We start from the raw sequence: 23459 nt of genomic DNA, 5'->3' as shown, positions 1-23459 counted from the left end.
CGTTCTAATTGCTGTTACCCGCTTATGAAACCACCCCATTCTTCAGATATGCAACGTGAAAATCTCATCTTTCGCCGCCGGGTAATTTTGGCATCGGTGTTTGTTTTTTTGGGCTTGGTGGGCTTGATTGTACGCTATGCTTATCTACAAATTTATACCCACGACCAGTACGTCACCCAGTCTGACAATAATCGTATCAAGCTAGTTTCTGCGCCGCCCAGCCGCGGCTACATTTATGACCGTAACGGCGTGATTTTGGCAGATAACCAGCCTGTTTTTACCGCTGTCATCAGTCCTGATGAAATTGACAATCCTGACAATACCTTGGCACTACTCACTCCGATTTTTCAGTTGACACCTGAAGAAATCAGCGAAGCTTCAAAAGCCCTTAAAAAAAGTAAAAACGAACCTGTTACCATTAAAATCGGACTCACCGAACAGCAAGTTGCCCAGTTTAGTGAACGCAAACCGTTTTTTAAAGGCGTGACGATTCAAAGTAAACTCACGCGCACCTATCCCTACAGTGATTTGTTTGCCCATGTGATTGGCTATGTTGGGCGTATCAGCGACAACGACAGTAAAAAGCTGGATAAAAAGCTGTATGCAGGTACCGATCTGATTGGTAAAACAGGGATTGAAAAATATTACGAATCGCTGCTACTGGGCAAACCCGGTTATCAATCAATTGAAACCAATGCTTATGGCGATATCATCAAAAAACTCGATACCAAACCGCCCATTCCCGGCAATGATATTTATCTAAGCCTTGATTATGGCTTGCAAAAATTGACCAGCGATTTGTTAAATGGCAAACGTGGCGCCGCAGTGGCGATTGACCCGAACACTGGCGAGATTTTAGCCTTTGTCAGCAACCCAAGTTTTGACCCCAACCCCTTTATCACTGGGATTAGTAGCAGAGAATACAAGGCGCTGCAACAAGACCCCGACATGCCACTGTACAATCGCGCGCTACAAGGGCAATATCCCCCGGGTTCTTCTATCAAACCGATTGAGGGTTTGGCAGGGATTCATTACGGCATCATGGGATGGGACAGTAGTATTTATGATCCGGGGTATTTTAGTCTGCCTGGCGATAGCCATAAATTTCGTGACTGGAAAAAATCGGGGCATGGTAACGTCAATTTGCATAAATCCGTGGTCGAATCTGTCGATACCTACTACTACAAGCTGTCTTATCAACTCGGTATTGACCGGCTTCATGATTGGATGACGCGTTTTAATTTTGGTAGCAAAACAGGGATTGATTTGCCGGGAGAAAAAACCGGCGTCTACCCTTCTACTGAGTGGAAAATGAAAACCTACAAAAAAGCCTGGTTGCCTGGGGAAACCATTTCTGTGAGTATCGGGCAAGGGTATTTTTTGGCGACTCCATTACAGATTGCCAACGGTATCGCCATGTTAGCCAGCGATGGACAGCATTTGACCCCCCATCTGCTCAAAAAATCCACCGGTGCCGAACATATCACCCCCATTGAAAAGCCCGATGGGAAAATTCAATACAACGGTAATCCCAATGATTGGCAGCGTATGCACCTAGCCATGGAAGATGTGGTCAAAAAAGGCACAGCGCATAATATTTATACCCCAACTTATCGCATCGCTGGCAAAACAGGCACAGCGCAGGTCAAATCTATCGCACAAGGTAAACGCTATAACGAAGCCGCGCTTGACTCGCGCCACTGGGACCATGGCTGGTTTGTTGGTTTCGCCCCGGTAGAAAACCCGCAAATTGCCATTGCCGTCATCGTAGAAAATGGGCGTCATGGTGGCTGGGTAGCACCGATTGTGCGTAAAATGATGGATTATTGGCTCATTGATAAAATCAAAAACCCGATTGTGCCACCGTCGCCTGAAGAACTTGTCAAAATCAACGCCGAAAAACAAGCCGCCAAATTGCAACGTGAAGCGTTAGTTTTGTCGGGTAAACCTATTATCGCAAAACCCAATACCGCCAAACTCACTGCAGTGGGTGGCGCTGACTGACGTAATGTAGATGTGCAAACTATGATTTCCAAACTATGATGTCCAAAATTAGCAAACGACCCAATAAAGCCACCAAATCCCCGCCAGTTTCTCACGTGCGTATCATCGGCGGGGAGTATCGTCGCCGTTTGGTAGCGTTTATCGATGCCGATGGGTTACGACCCACGCCTGACCGTGTCCGAGAGACAGTATTCAACTGGCTTGCCGATGAGTTAGTCAATGCCAAGGTACTAGATTGCTGTGCTGGTAGTGGAGTGCTCGGTTTTGAAGCCTTGTCGCGGGGTGCCAAGCAGTTAACTTCTATCGAGCCTAACCATGAGCAATGTAGGCACATTAAAGCCACCCAAGCCCTGTTAGGGATTGCTGATACAAAAATTGTGACAATGCAAGCTACAATACAACAAGCCTTACCACAACTGGCAAACACCGAGCCGTTTGATGTGGTGTTTATCGACCCACCTTATCAACTAGCGTTATGGGATACAATCTTGCATGGGTTAATAAACCATCAGTTAATTCATCCGCAGACATTACTGTATATCGAAAGCGATCAAGATCACACACAGTTGTTGGAATCATTCACCGCATCACTTGAGCCACTCAAATATAAAAAAATGGGGCAAATTTTTGCCGGCATTTATCAGCTCAAAACGCTTTAATTCAAAGCGTTTCAATTAAAAGCATTTTAATTCAAAGCCCTTGAATTTAAGCATTAAAAAACCGACTGGGTTGACCCAGTCGGCAAATATAATAGCCATTCACGTACAATAGCAAATCACGCCTAATAGCAAACCCACTATTAGCTCTTAACGCATATACCCATTTGTACCGCAGCAGCTGACGGACAAAAATATTTTGATGACTGTCCTTTTAAGTTGTTGGCTTCATACAGATAGCTGACCCCCACCACCATCAAAAATGTCACCACAAGCGCTACCATAATCACCAGCACAACACTATGAATGTTGACTTTGGATTGATGGCGCGTCATTTCTACACTATCATCGGTATCGTTAGTATCGTTCACTTGATGGATCATAACTTGTATCCTAAAAAATTTGAAATTTAACTGTTTAAATTTCATTGTGTTACTTTTTTTAGCAAACAACCGTGGGCTAAAGCTATGGGTTGTACTGCCACAAAAGCAATTTACAAAGGTAATCAAATATTACATTTATCTTATAGTGGTTACATTCTACACTGTATTTGTTACTAAATTATAACAATAATAAAAAATTACACAATTGTTTTATCAGAAAAATTCCTATTTGGTCATTTTTTGCGATTAATGGTATAGTGTCATCAAACACTTGAAAAAAATTTTATCTAAACTTGTTAATAATCAATTATCTAGCTAGAATCAGTTAGCTAGTTAGCTAATTCCAAGAATCCGCTTTTTATCTTTATGACTGAAAACAATAATGAAAAAAAATACACACAAGCAATGGCAAGCGCTGTTATCTGCCAAATCTATCTATCATGGCAATCAGTTCACCCAATCCAAGACGTCAAGGACGGCATTTCATAAGGACTATGACAGGCTGGTTTTTTCGCAATCTTTTCGCCAATTGAATCAAAAAACCCAAGTGCATCCGTTAACCCATGAGATGGGTATTCATACCCGCTTAACCCATTCGCTTGAAGTGTCTTGTATTGGTCGCTCGCTAGGGATGATGAGCGCGGAGAAGCTTGGTAATGACCTGCCAAGCGGCTTTACCATGTCGGATATGGGGGTCATTGTGCAAGCAGCTTGTTTGGCGCATGATATCGGTAACCCCCCGTTTGGGCATGCAGGTGAGCAGGCGATTCGAGATTGGTTTTTTCAGCCTGCCCAGCGCCAATATCTAAGGCGGCTTACCCCACGCCAGCAAATAGATTTATTAGCATATGAAGGCAATGCGCAAGGCTTTCGCCTGCTGACCCGTAACGAGCATCATCCTGATGAAGGTGGCATGCGCTTGACAGCGGCAACGCTGGGCGCTTTTATGAAATACCCTTATCTTTCCACGCCTATCAATTCAATCAGCGACAGTGATACACTGCCCTCGCCCTTAACGCTCAAGAAATTTGGCTGTTTTGAAAGTGAAGCGCCGTATTTACAGGATTTGGCGGAGCAGCTGCGACTACCCAAGACCCAAAGGGGTTACGCACGTCATCCATTGGCTTATTTGCTAGAAGCCGCCGATGATATCTGTTATGCGCTGATTGATTTGGAAGATGGGATTTTACTGGGTATGTTAGACTATCATGAAGTTGAGCCACTACTTCTCAAACTCGTCGGTAAACGGCTTGGCGTACCGCCTGAAGTCACAACCAATGCGCCTATCAGCCAAAAATTAGCCGCGCTACGAGGGCGAGCAATGCGGCGATTGGTGGACAAAGTCACTGATGCCTTTGTTGCCAACCAAGCCGCCTTATTGGCAGGTGAGCTGACGGGCAGCTTATTTGACTACTGTCCCAATAACGTAAAAAGTAGTATCAGTGAAGCCAAAAACCTAGCCAATACCCGTATTTTTCAACATCCGAGCAAGGTACGCGTTGAAATCATGTCAAACCGCTGTTTACATACGCTACTTGATGCGTTTATGCCGCTCGCGTTGACGGGTAATTCAGCAGACAGTATTTCTCAGTTTGAACAATTACGACTGCTTAATCTATTAAATGCCCATTTAAGCAATGTTAGTCGGCAATTAGGGGATGATGTTTATCAAAATATATTGTGTATTTTAGACATGCTGACTGGCATGAATGATCATGAAGCCTATCGGCTCGCGCAAGCGTTAAAAGGCAATTGGTCGGTGAATATTTAGACATCATCACTTATCGTCAATCGTCAACGATTGTATATTTGGCGTTTTCGGCTTAGAATATTTTTCCTTATTTAACCCGCTGATTGGATACCTAATGACTAGCCGTGACTTGCAAAAACGCCAAACCCGTCAAGCCTTTTTTCAATCGGTGCTTCAGTTATCGAGGTCAGGGCATGCGTTTTCGTCGATCTCACTTCGTCAGATTAGCCGCGAAGTGGGCGTAGTGCCGACGGCTTTTTATCGACATTTTCAAGATATCGATGAGCTTGGCAAGTGCTTAGTCAATGAAGAACTCGGTCACACGCTGCAAAATCTGCGCGATCATTTGCAGCTGGGTCGTACCCGAACGCATGAAGGTCAAATTGCCTCAAGCGTACGTTTCTTTTTGGAAAGTGTGGAGCACGCGTCATTGCACTGGCACTTTATTGTCTCTGAACGCTATGGTGGCAACCAAGCTGTGCAAAATGCACTCGATGAGCAAATCAGCTTGTTCGCGCAAATCATGACCGATGATTTGGCCATGCAGCCTGCCTTTGGTCATTTAAATCAAGAAGTGCGCCTATTGATTGCGGATATGGGCGTGAATATGTATTTTTCTTGGGTGTATAAATGGCTCAAATTTGACCCCACAGAAGTACAAAGTAAGCAAGATTATCTCAATCGCTGTATCAAACAGGCGCAAGTGCTGTTTTATGGCGTCCGTAATTGGTGTCCTTAACAAAAACTTAAGCTAAAAAACAGTGAAACCAACAAACAGTGAAACCAAAAAAGGCTGAGCATTAACTCAGCCTTTTTTATTGGTCTTTGTTATTAGCTTGTGTTGTTAACCCGTCAATAGCGCCAGTTATAAATCAAATCGACAGAGTTATTGATGGCGGATTTAGCCTCAATGTATAAGCGTCTTGTTAATTGATAACGCATACTGAGCTCAGGCTGCGAGGTGAACACGCCTACCCCATACCGTATAAACAAGTCTGGCGTGATATACCCCGTTAGACTGACCAAAGTGTCATTGCCCGAGCCATTGGCATCTAACGTCAAACGCTGCAACCCAAACGCCCGACCAATTTGGTTGGTAAATTTGCGCGTCCCGCTTAAGCCATAACTTAACCCTGCTGCAGCAATGGTATTGTTGACGCGGTTTCTAAAGTCTTGTTCGTTGGTATTTTGACCTGAATTGTTATTTAGGCTACCCGTCACCAACGCATTCATCGCCTGCTGTTCACTAAGTCCGCCATTATTGAATACGGTGATACTTGGCGCACTGGCACTGCCTTTGACTTTGACACCCACTTGTACGCCTTGCACATCTTTTACTGCCTCTACGTTTAGCAGTGGTTTCATCACTTCACCATTGAACCGAACTTGCGCAAAGTTTAGATTCAAGCTTTGCCCAAACACTTCGACTTTTGAGCGGCGTGATACTTGCACCACGCCTTCTGCTTTCATGGTGCCTTGGCCGCGCTGGGTGATATGCAGTGCACCCGCCAATGGTAAGCGTGCGCCAAAACCTTGGAAGCTGACGCGCTCGCCGAGATCTACACCCACATCTGCGTTGATATTCCAAGGTTGGGTGACTTTTAGCACGTCATCAATCTGACCCATCAAGCGTCTATCAATCACGTTAACATCTGGGGATTTGCTGACCACATTGCCTGTGGTTTCAGGGGGGCGAATGGTCGCACGAGGCACATCAATCACGCCGACGATATTCACGTAGCGCTGGCTAGGTTTGACAATCACATCAAAAATTGGATTAATAATGGCAGAAATCGCCGGTGGCTGACTCACTTGCAGCGCTTTACCTTGCAGCTTCAGCTTGGCTTGCAGCTCGCGTGTCCAGTCAACTGTACCTGTAATGGTGCCTTGACCATCGCCTGCACTGGCAAAAGACCCATCAATAGAGGCTTGATTGCCTGCCACGTGCGATAACACATTAATCTTGTCAAAGCGCATCGGCACACCTGTGATGCTAAGACCGGCATCTTGTAGCTCAATATCGCCAACAAATTTGGGCTGCATGAGTGAACCACTGATTTTACCTGCTACTAGACCATTACCGGTCAAGCGTTCAAACGATGGGAAGAAAGGTTTAAATACCGCCAAGTCAATATCTTGAAAAACAATGGTGCCTGAAATCGGTTTTGACTGTATGTAGGGATTGACGGTAGCATCCAAATAACCATTGCCCGCGCCATTGGCGGTTTTGATATCTGCGCGAAGTTTTAGCCCTTCTGCAGTTGAACGGGCGATGACACTGATACGCTCATAGGCAATGGTCGTTGGATTTTCTTCAGGGGTTTGTGGGGCGGTACCAAATACCCCGTTATCGGTGAAGAAGCTGGCATTGATACTGGGTCGTTGGTTCTTCTGCCAATGAACGAGTGCGGTGCCGTTGAGCTTTCCTGACCAAGCGATATCACGCGGCATCACCACAGAGAAAATTTGGCTATCAATTTGTTGCACGCTGACATCGACATTGCCTTGCCCATTACTGACCACAAGGTTGTTTTTTAGACACAGACTGCCGTTTTGACCCACCATTTGCCAGCAGTGTGCCGCCATTTGTACATTCAGGTTTTGCCAGCCAAATAGCATCTGGGCGGGTTGTAACTGTTGCAACTTGGCATATTTGGTACCAATTTGTCCATTACCGAGCATACCCGACCACTGTTTTTTGGCAAGATCGATACGACCTTTGAGTGTCGCTTGTACTTGTCCTTTAGTACTATCTGCTTTGACATCCAAGGTGTGATTGTCCTGGGTCCCGTTAAAATACAGTTGCACAGAGCGCAGCGGTTGATTGGCGATATTGATACCCGTTGCAGTCAACTGCAACTGACTGGGTGATTTGGCGAGATTGACCAATTTGCCGGTGACTTTGGCATCGAGTACCACAAAGTTTGGCAGTGAAATGTTACGCCCGACTAAATCCACATAGATATTAGGCAGTCCTTGGTTGTTATCTTGGGTTAAGACAATACCGCCTTTAACGATACCTTTTAGCTGTGGCATTAGCTGATTAAGTGTGCTGATATCGACACTGGTCACCAGTTGGTTTTGGTTGCCATTGGCGGTGATGCGATTACTGCCCCATTGCACCAGCAGATTATTGGCTTGCAGACTTTCAATAAGACGGCGGATTTGTCCGTATTTTTGACCATTGGCGCTATTTTCAATGACTTGGCGCAGAGTGCTTAGGTCTTTTGGCAAATTCAGTTTTGCGGTCAATTGACCCGTTGCTATCAAGGGTTGATTTTTTAGTCTGCCTTTGAGATTCATATTGGCGATATGAATGTACTGAGCGCCTGCCCGCCAATAGCCATCGGTATTGATGGTACCGGTGATTTGGCTTGGCAGACTTGGCACAAAATAGCTGGCATCAAAATTTTTCATGTCAGCATTGATATGCCAGCCGGTACCATTGGTAATATCAATGCTACCGTTGGCGTTGATGTAGCCTTCTTTACCTTGATGACTAAATTGATTAATTTTGAGCTGTTGTGGCGTGCCTGCAATATCAAATTTAAATGAGCCTGCGGGTACGTTTGGCGCATTAAGGCTACCATCAAATTTGGCGGCGATATAAGATAACTTATTGCCTAGTACATCGGCACGTACTTTGCCTGTGCCTTTCAATGCTAAGTGTTTTTTGCTATTGTTGGCGCCCAATAAATCCCCTGTCATGTCAATTTGGTTGATAGTGACATCATGACGGGTCACGACTGCTCGATTGGCTTGACGGAGTTGTTGCTGGGTGCCGCTGGCCACCACATTGCCTGTCAAGTCTTGCAGCGGAATGCTATTTAAAATGCTGTGGGCATTTAAATGGTTGGTTTTGGCATTGATTTGCCAAGCTAACGGCTGATTACCGCTGGCAAGTTTGATTTTACCATTGCCTGCCAAATTACCTGCCACGCCTTGGTACACCAATTGAGTGATGTCAACCAGCTGACCTGTTTTGTTGACATTAACTTGGTAATGACCGCTTGGGGCTTGATTGAGCTTTAGGATATTGGCATTGACTTGCGCTTGTACACTGCTGGGTCGCTTGCCGTCTGCCGGCTGAAAAATCACGTGCGCTTTGCCATTGGGACTGTTAAGCTCGCCAATGTTCGGTAAATTGTGACGTATCAGCTTTTGCCAATTGGCATCGATAGTATAAGGTTTATGGCTGCCTTTGGCTTGTCGGATATCGGCATTGATAATTTCACCGTCATCTTGGCGCAGATTTGCCCGTACTTGCATCGGCAATTTATCGGTTGCCACATCATAGACGATGCCTAATTTGCCTGTTAAGGTCTCTGGTGCATAGGGTGCGATGTCTTTTGGCAACAACTGACGAATCTTAAAGCCATTACCTGTATTCATCAGGGCAATACGGGTGCGGTCATGCCAATCTATCGTGCCTTGACTCGTCAATGTGCCTTGCGCGACTTTAGCCGTGAGGTATTCGATACTGAGTTTTTGATTGGCAATCACGCCGCGACCTTGATAATGCCCATCGGGGATATCTTTGGCAGTCAAATCGGCATTGATACGCAGCTGAATATTATTGGTCACCCCTGTCGCGGTCGCTAAGCCATTTTTTAGGTGGATTTTTTGACTGGTGGCATACGGCAATAACACATCTTTCCATTCAAGTTTGGCATTAAATGGCGCGTTTTTATCCATCGGCTGCGCCGTTAAATGCCCAGTAACATCCGATTTATTGTATTTACTCTTTATATCCGCGGTCAAAAATTTCAAACTGCCTGTGGCATGGGTATCAAGCGCATCGACATACACTTTTGATAATGAATTGACGATGACCAGTCCTGTCACATCCAGCGGATAATCATGCTGCAGGTCAATTTTACCTTTGATTTTATCAACGCTTAATAAATTGTTATACGCCAATTTGCCTTCGCCAACCGTGATTTTAGTATCATACCAAGTAAAATTTTGGACATGCGCTTGTTTAAAATCGATGGGGTCGCGGGTCACTTGCTGATAGCGCACTAAATTCGCTTTTACGTCATCTAAGGTTAAGTTAACAGGCAGTGCGATGCGTGAGTAATCAAAGGGTTTATTGGAAGGGGGTTTTTTGTAGGTGATGACCATGCGATTGATGTTGGCTTCACGCAAATGCACTTCTTTATTGATGAGCGCGCGCCAGCCAATTTTGACATAGGCTTTATCAACGGTGACTTCGACATAATTTTTTGGCGGTTTATCAGGAATTTTAAGATCGTAAACCCAAATGCCATCGCGAAGATTGCCTTTACCATATTTTAGGCTGATACCTGTTTCTTGAACGATGGCATTGATAAGTAACCGTGTACCCCACGGGGTGCCGACGGCATAATAAGCCCCTAACAGAATTGCAATCAAAATAACGGCTAACACCATCACAATTTTGGTGACAAGACCCTGACGATACCAGTGTCGAAGCCAACCCGCCTCTTTTTTTGCAGGGTCTAAATCTTCACCGTTTAGATTTGTAGCGTCTAGTTTAGTGTTTAGGTCGTTATCTACCAACGATTTATCGTCAGGCTTGGTGCCATCTTCGGGCAATGAGTCGTTGTTATTATCGTCTTTCATTAATATCGCAAATCAATCGTTGGCTAACTACAAAAACACAGGTTGTATGCGCTGTATGTGGGCAGTATATTGGATAAGCCTTACATACTAGCAAAGTTTTATCCAAAAATCTTTACTAAAAACCTTGCACAAAATAATGCCGTGATTTTTAGCCAAACTATTATAGCGGTGAACCGATAAAGAAATGTAAACGGACATCGTTGTTATCCCCTGTGAGACCTTTTGCCACATCGAGTCGTACCAAGCCTATCGGTGATTGCCAGCGGATACCTGTACCGATACTGACCGCCGTCGTGTTATCATATTCGCCCGTTGTATCATACGCATTACCAAAGTCAGTAAACACAGCGCCACGAAAACTCGGTCTAAACTCATAGTTATACTCTGCCGAGCCTACCGCTAAGGCATCACCGCCGACTAAGAAATTTTCGCCGCCATAGGTCGGTCCTAAACTATCGGTGTTGTAGCCGCGGATACTAGCATCACCGCCTGCAAAAAAGCGTGAACGATAAGGCACATCATAAAAATCACCGCTATATAAATAACCCAAATCCAGCCGCCCAATCACTTGTTGTTTGTTATCTTTGCCAAAAGTATACATCCCCGTACCACCCGCACGTAAAATTGCCATATTGGTGTCACTCAGTGCCCCTTTAGCACCGAATTCAAGCGAATAACGTTGGCTATACCCCCACGTTGGCGTCAGCATATTGTCTGCTACCGTTTTATTGATTGCATAACCCGCTAACAAGGCTTGTTGGGTATAGTCTGATGCGTAGTTGTTAAAAGGATAAGGCAAGCTATCGGTGCTATATTTTTCAGGGTCGACGGTCAATTTATCGCCGCGGTAGCGCAGTGAATAGGTGCGATTCCAACCACTATCATGATAAATATTGCGAGCGATACTGGCATAGACCGTGTCCGCTTCAAAGGTGTTGACTAGGTCATCAACTTCTTTGTGCTGATAGCCGACTGTGCCTGTTAGCTTATCGTTGAGGGGATGCTTGTAGGGTAAACTGGCATTAAATTCCACCGCTTGATCGACTTTGGATAACGCCACTGATGCCCCAGTCTGCAAGCCACTCCGGTTAACCAAGTTGTTTTGGTATTTACCGGTCAAGCGCACACCCACATCCGTTTCATAACCCAAACCCACTTGTGCCTCATGCGGCTTGGTGGCATTGAGTACCACATAGGTTGGGATTTGCTTTGTTTCATACACTTGTCGTGGCGTGAGCTTTGGTATGACTTGGTCTTCTCGTGGTTTGAGAGGTAAGTCTTTGTCTTTGTCCAGTTTTTTTGCCGTTTTACTGACCGCATTGGCAATGACCACCAGCGGATTTTTACTTTTATTTTCAGCCTCGGGTGACAACTCCATATCTTCGGGTGCGGCCAATAAATTTTTGGCTTTTCGGCTGATGGCATTGAGACGTTGTTCGGTCGAGTCATCGACTTCAAATTGAATCGGCGCGATGTCATTGGGGTCTTGCACCTGATTGACGGTTTTTTGTGTCGTGCTATCGACAGTGCCTGCGGATTGAAGTTCAGATGAGTTACTTTGAGCGGAGTTGCTTTGATCTAAATTACTTTGAGATGCGAGGCTTGGATCGGTTGAATTGGCGGGTAAAATAGCGGCGGATGTATCAGAAGTGTCCGCGGTATTATCGGCTGTGGTATTACTGCTATTGGCAGTGCTGAGCGTCGCTGAGCCAGATTGTTCAAATGCGATATCGCTTGCCGCTTCGTCCGATGGCATGATGACATCCATATCCACCCCATTAAAATAACGGGTGGCAGTCAAGTTGTTGGTAAATTCGCTGACAAAGGGTTGGTAGTAGGCATCGCCTTTTTGGTACGTCATTAAGGCTTTGAGCAGCTTTGGCTTTAAAGGCAGTTTGTCGGGGTCATCGGTCAAATTGCCTTGCTTATCAATGCTATATATCTTCACATCATCAAAGTGATAGCGAGTTTTTGTGTCATAAATTAGGTCAACATCGGCGGTATTGTCTGGCAAAATAATATCCACCGAACTATTGAGCCATTTGGCATCGAAGTAACCATTGGTCTGTGCGACGCCTTCAATCGTGGCCTTCGCGGCTTTATAGATACCATGACTGAACACATCCCCTTCTTTGGGCGGGATTTCTTTTTCAATCACAGGATACACCGGCAGCGCGTTATCGCCTTCCCCGCCTTCACCACGGATATCAATGATGCGATTTTGCACGATGACGGGTTTACCGACCTCTAAGCTGACTTGGATATTGTCTTTGCCTAAATGTTTGAAGGCAATTTTAGTGTCATAAAAACCCACCGCCTCTGCCGCATCTTTGGCAATTTGGCGTAATTTGTTCACGCTGGCATTAAAATCCGACACCGATTCGACGGTCACTTTTTCCAATGCCGCTTTGATATTGCGCGCAGGCTCAAGTTTGGCATCTGCATTGGCAAAGCTGATATCAATATAGTTGAGCCCTTCGCCGCGACCAATGATTTTGTTCTTCAAACGCGCCACAATCCCTTGCGACTCTGCGGTCACGGTTGAATTGGCTTGTGGGGTGGTCAATGCCGCTGTTTGCTGTTGATATGCGGGCAAGTAATCATTGGGATTGATGGTGTCGGTGGATTTGATATTGCTGGCATCATTGGCGACGCCTTGATTACTAAGATTCTGATTAGATAAATTGGTTTGCTCGCTCACCTTTTGATTAATCGCGTCGAAATTCTGTTTTTCGGCGGTCAGCTGCTCAGTGACTTGTGCTTGGGATTGGGTATTCACGGGTGCAGGCTTGCTATTGTTGATTTGATTGGTAACCGACTGCGGTGTTGCTTGGTCTAATGCCTTACTGTAGCCGACACTAGGTTGGTTTTGTTTCAACGTCGCCACAGGTTGGTTAAAATTATTAAAGTCTGCCAAGGTCTGATTATCGAGTTGTTGACCAATTTTATCTTCAACGCGCTGGTGATTGAGTTGATACCGATAAGGCTGAGCAGTGTTGGCATCGGTTGTGATGCTATCTTGCGCAGTTGCAGCAGGCGTGGTATTTTGCGTTGCCGTGGTGCGCTTGCTATCATTGGTGGTCTGCGCTGCGCTGTTCGTGGTTAGCGTGCTATTCGTTGCTGAGCTGTTAGCCAAAGTATTAACTGTGTTGTTAGCTAAAGTACTAACAGTAGCTGACATTATCGGCGTTTGTGCCCCCCAAGCAGGCACCATACCGACACTAACCAAGGTAATTGCCAAATGTATGGGGGTCAAGCGAAACAGCGAATGTCTTGATACGCTAGATTGGATAAGGCTTTGACAAGGATTTGACGATAGTGGAGATGTGGCATAAAAAAAACTAAGCAGGTTATCGGTCCATGCGGTTGACGGACGATAGGGTAGCAAATTTATTGGTTTCATGATAAAAATCAAATCCTTGAGCGAGCACTAGGCGATTTTAGCATAAACATTTTGCTAACCAAACATTTTCGCAACCCTTTGTAAAATATTTGTTAAGATAGGCATCATCAGACATTTCTAGGATTGCTTATGAGTACCCAGTTTGCGCTTTTTAAATACAAACGCTTTAGCGCCATGTTTGCCACCCAGTTTTTAGGCGCATTTAATGACAATGTATTTAAGCAAGGTTTGATTTTAGTACTAACCTTTATGGCAGCGGCAAAATTGGGGATGCGTGTTAGTTTGCTCAACAATCTAGCGGCGATGCTGTTTGTATTGCCGTTTTTTTTGTTTTCCGCCTTGGCGGGGCAAATCGCTGATAAGTATGAAAAATCTTGGCTGACAAGGCTGATTAAACTCCTTGAAATCGTCATCATGGTAGTTGCGGCAGTTGGGTTTGTGTTTGAGATTTATCCGCTGTTATTTGTGGCGTTATTTTTGATGGGTACCCATTCGACGTTTTTTGGTCCTATCAAATATGCTTATCTACCACAAGCCATGACCACCGATGAGTTGGTGGGTGCCAATGGGCTGTTTCAAATGGGCACGTCACTGGCTATTTTGACAGGGATGATGCTGGCTGGCGTATTGATGAAGTTAGACAGTCCGCTGTTTTGGATATCTGGGGTGACGGTTTTTGTGGCGATTATGGGCTACTTGGCTTCTCGGTTTATTCCCGTCATGACTGCGCCGCAGCCTGATTTGACCATCGACTGGAATATCTTTCGTACTAGCTGGCAAACCATCGCCAATTTATATCGTTTGCCGATTATGTGGTTTACCATTTTGGGTAATAGTTGGTTTTGGTTTTATGGTGCCACGTTTTTGACCCAAGTACCTGAATTTAGCAAGTCTATTTTGCTAGGCGATGAAAGCGTCGTGATATTTTTATTAACGCTGTTTTCTGTGGGTACGGCGCTCGGCTCACTGTTATGCAAAACGTTGACCAAAAACCAAGTGAGTTTAAAGCTGTTGCCCTTTGGGATTGCAGGATTGACGATTTTTGCGATTGACTTGTATTTCACGCTTTCAGCGATGCATTTGCCGCCACTCGCCAACAACGCCCACTATAGTATTGGTATGATTTTTGCCGCGGAGGGTGCTATTCGTGTATTTGTCGATTTGTTTTTATTGGGTTTTTCAGGCGGTATTTATATTGTGCCTTTATACGCTTATATGCAAGCTTATTCACCGGAAACAAGCCGTGCTCGCATTATCGGTGCCAACAATATTTTAAATGCGGTATTTATGGTGGGTTCGGCGATTTTTTCGATTGTTTGTTTGACGCTATTTAACGTGAGCCTGCCGATGCTATTTGCGATTGTCGGGGTGATAAATTTAGTCATGGGCATTTGGCTATTTTTAAAACTAAAAAAATACAGCCCTACTAAGCCCATTATGACCCATGAATAACACCCTATCGCTCTGTTCAATCAGCCTATTTAATCGCCCCGTTAGGTTAGCACAAATAGCTAACAATGCTGGGCAAGGGGTAAATGGCAAGCAATGGATAAACAAGGGATTTTGCGCCATGTTTTCATTTGAGTCCAAAATGTTGCTATTTGTTATCGTTTGGCAAAGAAACGTTGTTGTTAACTTCAGTTACTTTGTAAGTGGTTAAAAGTTAGTTACTATACCCTGACTTGTGTAATTTTTTTTGTATCACTTGCTAGGAATGACGGTTATGTTTGCCACTTATAAAACACTGTGCACCCCCAAACTGGTAAAACTCAGCGCGATAGCCTGTACGGCGGTATTGATGAGCGCTTGTGCTTCACAGAAGATCGCGACCGTGGATAAGCGCCCTGTGTATGTACGGGGTGTGCCCAACTATTATATTGTCAGAAACGGCGATACGTTAAGCAAAATCGCCACCACTTATGGACTGGATTATCGCCGGGTTGGCGCGCTCAATGGGTTAGATAGCAACTATACCATTTATCCAGGGCAACGCTTGATTTTAACCTCAGCAAGTAGTCCCACTTCTTATCGCCCAACGACCATTCGCCCGGTGACGGTCAACCAATCACCCCGCCCGTCTAACCCGACTTATTACCCGCCTAGACAAGTCAATAATTCATCAACCCCGTTACCGATGCCAAACCAAGTCATCGTGCCAACCAGCAGCTTGTCACAAGGTTGGTTACGTCCTACCACTGGCAATCTATTACGACCGTTTAACCAGCAAACAGGTACGCTAGGTATGTGGTTTGGCGGACAAGCGGGCGCAAATGTTGTCGCCAGCCAGCCAGGTACAGTGCTGTATGTCGGTAGTGATTTGCCAGAATATGGCAAATTAGTACTAATTCAGCACAACAGCGACTACATTAGTGCCTACGCGCATTTGGGAAGTTTTGCTGTACAAGAGCGCCAAACGGTGCAAGCAGGTCAAACCATCGGTACCGTTGGAACGGACAATAATTTGAATCAACCTGCTGTAGAGTTCCAAATCCGTTATCGTGGCACGCCAGTGAATCCTGCCAGTTATTTAAAATAATTAAGATAGGTAGTTAAAATAATCGCAATAAAAAAGCCAATCTATGACGATTGGCTTTTTTTGTCAGCGTAATTATCAGTGAGGATGACTAGAGGGCAATCGCAGTCGCCATGTTATTGGCATAATCAATCGCATGATACAAACTATCGGCACTCGCTTTGCCTGTGCCTGCCAAATCCAACGCCGTGCCATGATCGACTGAGGTGCGAATATAAGGCAACCCTAAAGTGATATTCACTGTTTCGCCAAATCCATGTGATTTGAGCGGCGCCAGTCCCTGATCGTGATACATGGCGATAATCGCATCGGCAGTAGCGATATGTTTTTGGGTAAACAAGGTATCAGCTGGCATCGCCAAACTAATATCGATACCTTGATCGCGATAATGCTGTAACACAGGATTGATGATGTCAATTTCCTCTCTGCCTAAATAGCCGCTTTCCCCGGCATGAGGATTGAGTCCACAGACCAATATTTTTGGGTGAGTGAGACCAAATTTTTGCTGACAATCATGGATGACAATATCAACGGTTTTTGCCACTTCTTCGTGGGAAATCGCATCAGCGACCGCTCGCAGGGGCAAATGAGTGGTGACTAACGCCACTTTCATCAGGTTATTGGCGAGCATCATCACCACTTTATCCATCCCCGACTGCTGCATAAAAAATTCGGTATGCCCCATAAAATCTGGCAGCACAGTCATAATCACCGATTTTTGCAGTGGCGCGGTGACAATGGCAGCGACTTGTTTGCTGATGGCGAGCTTATGCGCCAGTTGCAGCTGTGCGATGACCATTCGCGCGTTATGCGGATTTAGCTGACCTGCTACCACAGGTTCTGCTGTCGGCACATCCACTACCAAAATAGTGTCATGTGCTGATGGTCGAGCAATTTTCGGTAAATCGTTTAACTCATGTAACTCATCCATCGCTAACTGTTGAATCACCAACCCGTCTTTTATCGCGCCCTTTTGTTTGAGCTCACTATACCTTTGTTGCAACGCTTTGATATCTGCTAACACAATGACAGCGCGATTGGGCAGATTTAATTGTTGTTTGTCGGCAAGCATCAATATGATATCCATGCCAATACCCGCAGGTTCGCCCGAAGTAATCACTAAGGGAAGACTTTGAATGGTCATTTTTATACCTTTTGATAAACACTGATAAAGCTATCAGTTAATATTTTATGAATTTATTACCAATGATGCGGCTTATAGTTAATTTGATAAAGTTTCATGCTCATGAGGTCAACTAAAACCCTGATTACACGGATGATTGTTAGCAATTACCAATGGTTTGATTAAATGAAATCTGATTATTTGCGTAATGTTAAGTAAGTATTGTATGCCCAATGATTTTGCTATTCTTAACTTAATTTAAATCAGTGTATAATAGCACTACACTTTACTGTCAATCCTGTATTTTACCGTTGTTATCAATGGAGTCCTTATGGCTACCTACGAACATATTAACCAAAAAGTTGAAAAAATGTGTCAGCAATCTGAAGATTTTTCAGTTCGCGTACCACAAGTCATGCAGCGCCGCATCTATATGATAGCGAAACAAAACCCCCTCAATAATGCCAAAGAAATGAAAGAAATGGAACGTATGGTGACTGAAAAACCCATCGCATTTTTTGAATCTTGGACGCAAATGGCTTGGCAAGCGCTGGTTGCGCAGCAAAATATTGGGCAATTAATGTTTTCAAACTGTATGAAATTAAGCTTGGGTCAACCGATTTCATTGGAAAACTTCTTTTATTCTGTCAACCAAGAAGCGCTGCATGTTTTGGAAAAAGGGATGCACCCTATCTATAGCCGCGTGGCAGCCAATGCCAAACGTTTAAGCTAATTGTTACTTTTTTCAACCACACCCAATAATTTTTTATTGGGTTTTTTTATTTTTATAGGTTTTTATGTCAAAAAAACTGGTACGCCCAGCGGGACTTGAACCCACGTCGGTCGCTTAGGAGGCAACTGCTCTATCCAGTTAAGCTATAGGCGTAAAGGCCTGCTATTTTATCATATTAAATCGTAAATGCTTAGCGTCCGCTGATACTTTTTAGGCATTTTGTTGCTGATTTTGTAGGTTCGCAGTTTTGCAATTCATAGTATAATAGTGGGCTAAAGACGAACCGCGATAAAGGCAATCCATGGCATTTGTACACTTTGGTATTCACACCGAATTTTCTATCACTGACTCGATTGTACGCATCAAAGCGCTGGTCAAAGCTGCCAAAGCCGATAACCAACTGGCGCTTGCCATTAGCGATTTATCCAACCTGTATGCCACAGTCAAATTTTATAAAGCTTGCTTGGATGCCGGTATCAAGCCAATTATTGGCTCAGAGGTTTTGCTTGAAAATGATAGTACGACAGTAACGCTACTTGCCAGCAACCAAATCGGCTACAAGAATTTGACCAATATCGTGTCAAAAGGCTTTGTCGATGGTCAAGTAATGGGCAAACCGATTATTCAGCGTGACTGGATTTTTGAGCGCAGTGAAGGGGTGATTGTGCTGTTCACCGAAAAATCAGACGTCGGTCAAGCCATGTTATCAGGTCACCCAGAAAAAGCCGATAGCCTACTACAACAATGGCAAACCAAATTTGCCGATCGTGTCTATTTTGCCATTAAACGCACCAAGCGCGCCAACGAAGACCGTTTTATCGAGCAAGCCATTCGCATGTCCAATGCCTTTGATGTGCCTATCATTGCCCATAATGACGTGCGTTTTTTAACAGAAGATGATTTTGAAGCGCACGAAGCACGGGTGTGTATCGCCAATTCGCAAGTGCTTGCCGACCCCAATCGCCCACGTGATTATTCCTCTGAGCAATATTTAAAAACCCAAGATGAGATGACTGCCCTGTTTAGTGACATGCCAGAGGTGATTGATAACACCTTGGATTTGGCAAAACGCTGTAACGTCATTATTCCTATGGGTCATCATGATTTACCCGAATTCCCCATTCCCGAAGGCGATACCATTGAAACCTTTTTTCGGCGCACCGCCCAAGAAGGTCTAGAAAAACGCCTTGAAAAACTCTACCCCATCGAAAAACGCGACGACAGCTGGACCGAAAAACGCAAGCCGTATGATGAGCGTTTGGAGTTTGAACTCACGACGATTTTGAATATGGGTTTTCCCGGTTATTTCTTAATCGTGATGGACTTTATCCGCTGGTCAAAAGCCAATGATGTGCCTGTAGGTCCCGGTCGTGGCTCAGGCGCGGGGTCATTAGTGGCGTATTCGCTCAATATCACCGACTTAGACCCGCTAGAATACGACCTACTGTTTGAACGGTTTTTGAATCCTGAGCGGGTATCCATGCCAGACTTTGACGTCGATTTTTGTATCGAAGGGCGCGACCGCGTCATTGATTATGTGGCGCAAAAATACGGACGAGAAGCGGTATCGCAAATCATCACCTTTGGTACGATGGCGGCAAAAGCGGTGGTGCGTGATGTCGCGCGCGTTCAAGGTAAATCGTATGGCCTTGCTGATAAAATCTCCAAACTCATCCCCAAAACCCCCGGTATTTCGCTATCTGAAGCGGTTGAAGCCGAACCGCAACTCAAAGATTTGCTTAACAATCCTGACAATATGGATTATGAAGATGCCAATGAGATTTGGGAAATGGCGGTACGGCTCGAAGGGATTACCCGGGGCGTTGGTAAACATGCAGGGGGCGTACTTATCGCGCCGACCAAAATCACCGATTATAGCGCCATCTATTGTGATGAAGAGGGTCATCCCGTCAGTCAGTTTGATAAAGACGATGTGGAAGCAGTCGGCTTGGTAAAATTTGACTTTTTGGGTCTGCGCAATTTAACGGTAATTAATGCGGCAGTAAAAAACATCAACGCACGCCGCGCTAAAGAACAACAGCCACCGCTTGATCTTGAGACTTTACCCTTAGACGATAAGCCCACCTACTCCCTGCTACAAGATGCCCATACCACCGCTGTGTTCCAGCTTGAAAGTACCGGCATGAAAAAATATTTGGCCAAGCTGAGACCGACCAATATTGAAGACGTCATCGCCATGTGCGCGCTGTACCGCCCGGGTCCACTCGATGCCGGAATGGTCGATATGTATATTGACCGTAAACATGGCCGCGAAGAGGTCATCTATGACCATGACCGACTTGAGCCAATACTGGAAAATACCTATGGGGTGATTGTCTATCAAGAACAGGTGATGCAAATCTCGCAAGCGATGGCAGGCTATAGTTTAGGCGGTGCTGATATGCTACGCCGCGCGATGGGTAAGAAAAAACCCGAAGAAATGGCAAAACAGCGCAGTATTTTTGTTGAAGGGGCTATTGGTCAAGGCATCGATGATAAACTTGCAGGTGGCGTGTTTGATTTGATGGAAAAATTTGCCGGCTACGGGTTTAACAAATCACACTCAGCGGCATACGGCGTGTTAGCCTATCAAACTGCCTATTTAAAACATTACTACCCTGCCGAATTTATGGCGGCGGTCATCACCTCGGATATGAATAATACCGATGGCGTGGTGTTTTTTATCAATGATTGCCGCGAAAATTTTGGCTTAAAAGTAGAAAACCCCAGTGTTAACCACTCCAATTGGGCGTTTGTGCCTATTAACCCGAAGACCATTGTGTATGGGTTAGGCGGTATTAAAGGTGTCGGTGAAGGCGCCGTAGAGTCTATCGTGGAAGCGCGAAACGCGGGCGGTGTGTTTACCGATTTGTATGATTTTTGCCGCCGTGTTGACACGCGAAAAGTCAATAAACGTACCCTAGAAGCATTGGTTAAAGCAGGCTGTTTTGATAGTTTTGCGCCAAAATTACGACCTGATTTGCCTGCGGATGAAGCTTATCACATCCGTGGCGCGTTACTTGCCGAATTGCCAAAAGCGGTACAGGCAGCCGAGCAACAGCGTAGCAATGACAGCCTAGGGATGATTGATTTATTTAGCGATATACACGAGGTCACTGCGCCACCCCCATTGCCCTGTGAGCCGGTCTGGACAGATGCTGAACGCTTAAAAGGTGAAAAAGACACGCTAGGACTTTATCTGACCGGTCACCCGATTGATAGTTATCGCGATGAGTTAAAACGCTATACGCCAAAGACATTGGGCGATTTGAGCGAAACCAGCTATGGCGAAACCGTATTTTTTGCAGGCTTGATACTCGATGTGGCAAACTTTGGTAATCGCTCAGTGATTACCTTAGATGACGGTACAGGTCGTATCGAAGTGAGTTGTTATGCCGAGCGTTTTGCCCGCGTCAAAGATAAGCTTAAAGTCGAAACCGTGGTGATTATCGACGGCGCTATTCGTGAACGCGATGGCACGTTTTATGCCAGCCTACAAGAGGTAATGACTTTAACCGATGCGCGCAAACGCTGGCTCAAAAAAATCAGCATCAAAATTGCAGGTCATGATATGGCACTGTTTGAGCAGATACAGCAATTGTTAGCGACCGCCAATAACTCAACAATTCACTATTTATCGCATCAGTTGAATCACCCGGCCGATAATGCCCAATTTGCGGACAGTCAGCCCGCCAATGTATTGGCTCAATCGGGTCAATTAGGGGTACCGATTAACCTATGTGTATATAACGACTATGCGATTGCCCATCTTAATATGCCAACGCATTGGCAAATTGTGCCGACAGAAGAGAATTTTGGCAAACTCAAAAGCTTGGTCAATGAAGAAGATTTGCATTTACATTTTAGTTAGCGTCTGATTTTGGTGAATTTGTCCGATAAAACCATCATGCGATAAACGTTTGTATCCTTTAAACTGACTTTCATCAAAGTTTTGATAAAATTCAATGAGATATGGGCTAAAATAAGCCAATCAAATTTAATCAATGATGTTTTATTCAATGTCCCATCAACAGGAAACTCATATGACTCAGCCATCCCATATCAGCCTACCCCAGTTTGAAGAATTAAGAGAATTACTTGAGGAAGATTTTGTCGATTTGATTCATACTTATATGGAAGATAGCTTACAACGTTTATCGGAAATGGACACAGCGTATGCCAACTTAGACAACCGTTTGGGGTATAATGCAGCGCACGGCTTAAAAGGCGCTAGCTCTAACCTTGGCGCTACCGAGCTGACCGAACTTTGTTATAAACTGCAAGAAATCTGCCGCACAGGTCATATCAATCAACATGAACAACTGATTGAAGAAATCAAAGCGGAATGCCATGCAGTGAATGACCAAATACAATCGCTTATTGCGTAACGACTGGCTAAAATTTGACAACCCATGGTAACAACTGACACTAATGCTTATCAGCAACCCTTCTCAACCCTTGCGGCATTTTTAGCCGGTATTCGAATTGTGATGGTGAATACCACCTTGCCTGCCAATATCGGCTCTGCCGCGCGCGCCATGCACACCATGGGACTAACGCAGCTCACGGTGGTGGCGCCCAAACTACCGATTGACGAAGATGCCTATGCCCATGCCGCAGGTGCCAAAGCAATTTTAGACGCTGTGACCATTTGTGACACCCTTGAGCAAGCCTTGCAAGATTGCCACTGGGTGATTGCTACCAGTAGTCGCCAACGCCATATTCCAAGACCCGTGTTATCGCCCCGACAAGCGGCCGAATTGATGGTCACTAATTTTCACAACCTTGGCGATTTAATGACAAATGCTGCGCATCACAATTGGCAACTTGCTATTGTGTTTGGTCGTGAAGATCGCGGTTTAACAAATGAAGAGTTGCAATTGGCCGACTACCATATTCAAATTCCTGCCAATGCTGAGTATGGGGTGTTAAATGTGGCGGCTGCGGTTCAAGTGATTGCCAGCGTTTTTTACGAAACTGCCGAATTAGCATTGACAGCAAAAACAGCGGCTGAAAAATCGATTGATTTGACTTTTCGCCAGCAGTGGGATGAGCCACCTATCTCAAATGATCAGCGTTTACAGCTAGAAAATAGGCTATTGGCATTGCTGGAGAATTTAGATATCTATAACCCAGCCCAATCTAAAGTGATGCCTCAGCGTATTAATCGACTCCTTAGTAGATTACAGCTTGATATCAAAGAATATCAGTTACTGCAAGCCACCATCGCAAAATTACTCAACCGATAAAGCATTACTCAAACGATAAAT

14 protein-coding genes and 1 tRNA gene are annotated in these 23459 nt (G+C 44.9%); 10 read left to right on the top strand and 5 right to left on the bottom strand.

Going from position 1 to position 23459, the window contains the following annotated elements:
- The first annotated feature begins 24 nt into the window (after positions 1-24).
- Entirely contained in the window at positions 25-2004 is a 1980-nt protein-coding gene (mrdA, locus tag RT064_RS06770; protein WP_313062572.1) for a penicillin-binding protein 2, read from the top strand.
- A gap of 35 nt (positions 2005-2039) precedes the next feature.
- The gene (gene rsmD / locus RT064_RS06765) at positions 2040-2663 is read left to right on the top strand and encodes a 16S rRNA (guanine(966)-N(2))-methyltransferase RsmD (protein WP_313062571.1); all 624 of its coding nucleotides are present in this window, start codon (positions 2040-2042) and stop codon (positions 2661-2663) included.
- A gap of 140 nt (positions 2664-2803) precedes the next feature.
- Here rsmD and RT064_RS06760 read toward each other — a convergent pair whose 3' ends face one another.
- Positions 2804-3043, bottom strand: coding sequence for a hypothetical protein (locus RT064_RS06760; protein WP_160001603.1), 240 nt, complete (start codon positions 3041-3043; stop codon positions 2804-2806).
- Positions 3044-3425: 382 nt separating this feature from the next.
- Here RT064_RS06760 and RT064_RS06755 point away from each other — a divergent pair, with 382 nt between their 5' ends.
- Positions 3426-4814 (top strand): deoxyguanosinetriphosphate triphosphohydrolase, encoded by a 1389-nt coding sequence (locus RT064_RS06755; protein ID WP_313062570.1) that lies wholly within the window; start codon positions 3426-3428, stop codon positions 4812-4814.
- Positions 4815-4908: 94 nt separating this feature from the next.
- Positions 4909-5532 carry a TetR family transcriptional regulator gene (locus RT064_RS06750; protein WP_313062569.1) on the top strand — a complete coding sequence of 208 codons (624 nt, stop codon included), beginning with the start codon at positions 4909-4911 and terminating at the stop codon, positions 5530-5532.
- A 113-nt stretch (positions 5533-5645) separates the two neighbouring features.
- On the opposite strand, the gene RT064_RS06745 is transcribed toward RT064_RS06750, so the two are convergent.
- Both RT064_RS06745 and RT064_RS06740 read right to left on the bottom strand, forming a co-directional pair.
- On the bottom strand, positions 5646-10397 hold the full coding sequence (locus tag RT064_RS06745) for a translocation/assembly module TamB domain-containing protein (RefSeq protein ID WP_313062568.1): 4752 nt from the start codon (positions 10395-10397) through the stop codon (positions 5646-5648).
- A 160-nt stretch (positions 10398-10557) separates the two neighbouring features.
- Positions 10558-13800, bottom strand: coding sequence for an autotransporter assembly complex protein TamA (locus tag RT064_RS06740; protein WP_313062567.1), 3243 nt, complete (start codon positions 13798-13800; stop codon positions 10558-10560).
- Positions 13801-13929: 129 nt separating this feature from the next.
- Between RT064_RS06740 and RT064_RS06735 the strand changes: the two genes are divergently transcribed.
- Both RT064_RS06735 and RT064_RS06730 read left to right on the top strand, forming a co-directional pair.
- Positions 13930-15252: an MFS transporter gene (locus RT064_RS06735; protein ID WP_313062566.1), complete on the top strand. Its 1323-nt coding sequence runs from the start codon at positions 13930-13932 to the stop codon at positions 15250-15252.
- A gap of 271 nt (positions 15253-15523) precedes the next feature.
- Positions 15524-16336: a M23 family metallopeptidase gene (locus RT064_RS06730; RefSeq protein WP_313062565.1), complete on the top strand. Its 813-nt coding sequence runs from the start codon at positions 15524-15526 to the stop codon at positions 16334-16336.
- An 88-nt stretch (positions 16337-16424) separates the two neighbouring features.
- On the opposite strand, the gene pdxA is transcribed toward RT064_RS06730, so the two are convergent.
- Positions 16425-17477 carry a 4-hydroxythreonine-4-phosphate dehydrogenase PdxA gene (pdxA, locus tag RT064_RS06725; RefSeq protein WP_313062564.1) on the bottom strand — a complete coding sequence of 351 codons (1053 nt, stop codon included), beginning with the start codon at positions 17475-17477 and terminating at the stop codon, positions 16425-16427.
- Positions 17478-17787: 310 nt separating this feature from the next.
- On the opposite strand from pdxA, the gene RT064_RS06720 reads away from it, so the two are divergent.
- Entirely contained in the window at positions 17788-18189 is a 402-nt protein-coding gene (locus RT064_RS06720) for a hypothetical protein (RefSeq protein ID WP_313062563.1), read from the top strand.
- Between the two features lie 77 nt (positions 18190-18266).
- Here the strand turns inward: RT064_RS06720 and RT064_RS06715 are convergent.
- Positions 18267-18342 (bottom strand) — tRNA-Arg (locus tag RT064_RS06715).
- A gap of 148 nt (positions 18343-18490) precedes the next feature.
- Between RT064_RS06715 and dnaE the strand changes: the two genes are divergently transcribed.
- From dnaE to RT064_RS06700, 3 genes are all read left to right on the top strand, one after another.
- Entirely contained in the window at positions 18491-22060 is a 3570-nt protein-coding gene (dnaE, locus tag RT064_RS06710; RefSeq protein ID WP_313062562.1) for a DNA polymerase III subunit alpha, read from the top strand.
- Positions 22061-22232: 172 nt separating this feature from the next.
- Entirely contained in the window at positions 22233-22577 is a 345-nt protein-coding gene (locus RT064_RS06705; protein ID WP_313062561.1) for an Hpt domain-containing protein, read from the top strand.
- Positions 22578-22601: 24 nt separating this feature from the next.
- A complete protein-coding gene (locus RT064_RS06700; RefSeq protein WP_313062560.1) occupies positions 22602-23438 on the top strand; it encodes an RNA methyltransferase in 837 nt (278 codons plus the stop codon).
- The last annotated feature ends 21 nt before the right edge of the window (positions 23439-23459 follow it).

Origin of the sequence: Moraxella sp. CTOTU49097 (assembly GCF_032064105.1) — a bacterium.
Classification (GTDB): Bacteria; Pseudomonadota; Gammaproteobacteria; order Pseudomonadales; family Moraxellaceae; genus Faucicola; species Faucicola osloensis_B.
Note: the sequence above shows the minus strand (reverse complement) of the source record. Positions and strands in the feature narration are given on the sequence as shown.

What these genes read in the sequence shown, in the direction of transcription:
- mrdA (WP_313062572.1), top strand. Translation starts at nt 25, where the DNA reads ATGAAACCACCCCATTCTTCAGATATGCAACGTGAAAATCTCATCTTT.
- rsmD (WP_313062571.1), top strand. Translation starts at nt 2,040, where the DNA reads ATGATGTCCAAAATTAGCAAACGACCCAATAAAGCCACCAAATCCCCG.
- RT064_RS06760 (WP_160001603.1), bottom strand. Translation starts at nt 3,043, where the DNA reads ATGATCCATCAAGTGAACGATACTAACGATACCGATGATAGTGTAGAA.
- RT064_RS06755 (WP_313062570.1), top strand. Translation starts at nt 3,426, where the DNA reads ATGAAAAAAAATACACACAAGCAATGGCAAGCGCTGTTATCTGCCAAA.
- RT064_RS06750 (WP_313062569.1), top strand. Translation starts at nt 4,909, where the DNA reads ATGACTAGCCGTGACTTGCAAAAACGCCAAACCCGTCAAGCCTTTTTT.
- RT064_RS06745 (WP_313062568.1), bottom strand. Translation starts at nt 10,397, where the DNA reads ATGAAAGACGATAATAACAACGACTCATTGCCCGAAGATGGCACCAAG.
- RT064_RS06740 (WP_313062567.1), bottom strand. Translation starts at nt 13,800, where the DNA reads ATGAAACCAATAAATTTGCTACCCTATCGTCCGTCAACCGCATGGACC.
- RT064_RS06735 (WP_313062566.1), top strand. Translation starts at nt 13,930, where the DNA reads ATGAGTACCCAGTTTGCGCTTTTTAAATACAAACGCTTTAGCGCCATG.
- RT064_RS06730 (WP_313062565.1), top strand. Translation starts at nt 15,524, where the DNA reads ATGTTTGCCACTTATAAAACACTGTGCACCCCCAAACTGGTAAAACTC.
- pdxA (WP_313062564.1), bottom strand. Translation starts at nt 17,477, where the DNA reads ATGACCATTCAAAGTCTTCCCTTAGTGATTACTTCGGGCGAACCTGCG.
- RT064_RS06720 (WP_313062563.1), top strand. Translation starts at nt 17,788, where the DNA reads ATGGCTACCTACGAACATATTAACCAAAAAGTTGAAAAAATGTGTCAG.
- dnaE (WP_313062562.1), top strand. Translation starts at nt 18,491, where the DNA reads ATGGCATTTGTACACTTTGGTATTCACACCGAATTTTCTATCACTGAC.
- RT064_RS06705 (WP_313062561.1), top strand. Translation starts at nt 22,233, where the DNA reads ATGACTCAGCCATCCCATATCAGCCTACCCCAGTTTGAAGAATTAAGA.
- RT064_RS06700 (WP_313062560.1), top strand. Translation starts at nt 22,602, where the DNA reads ATGGTAACAACTGACACTAATGCTTATCAGCAACCCTTCTCAACCCTT.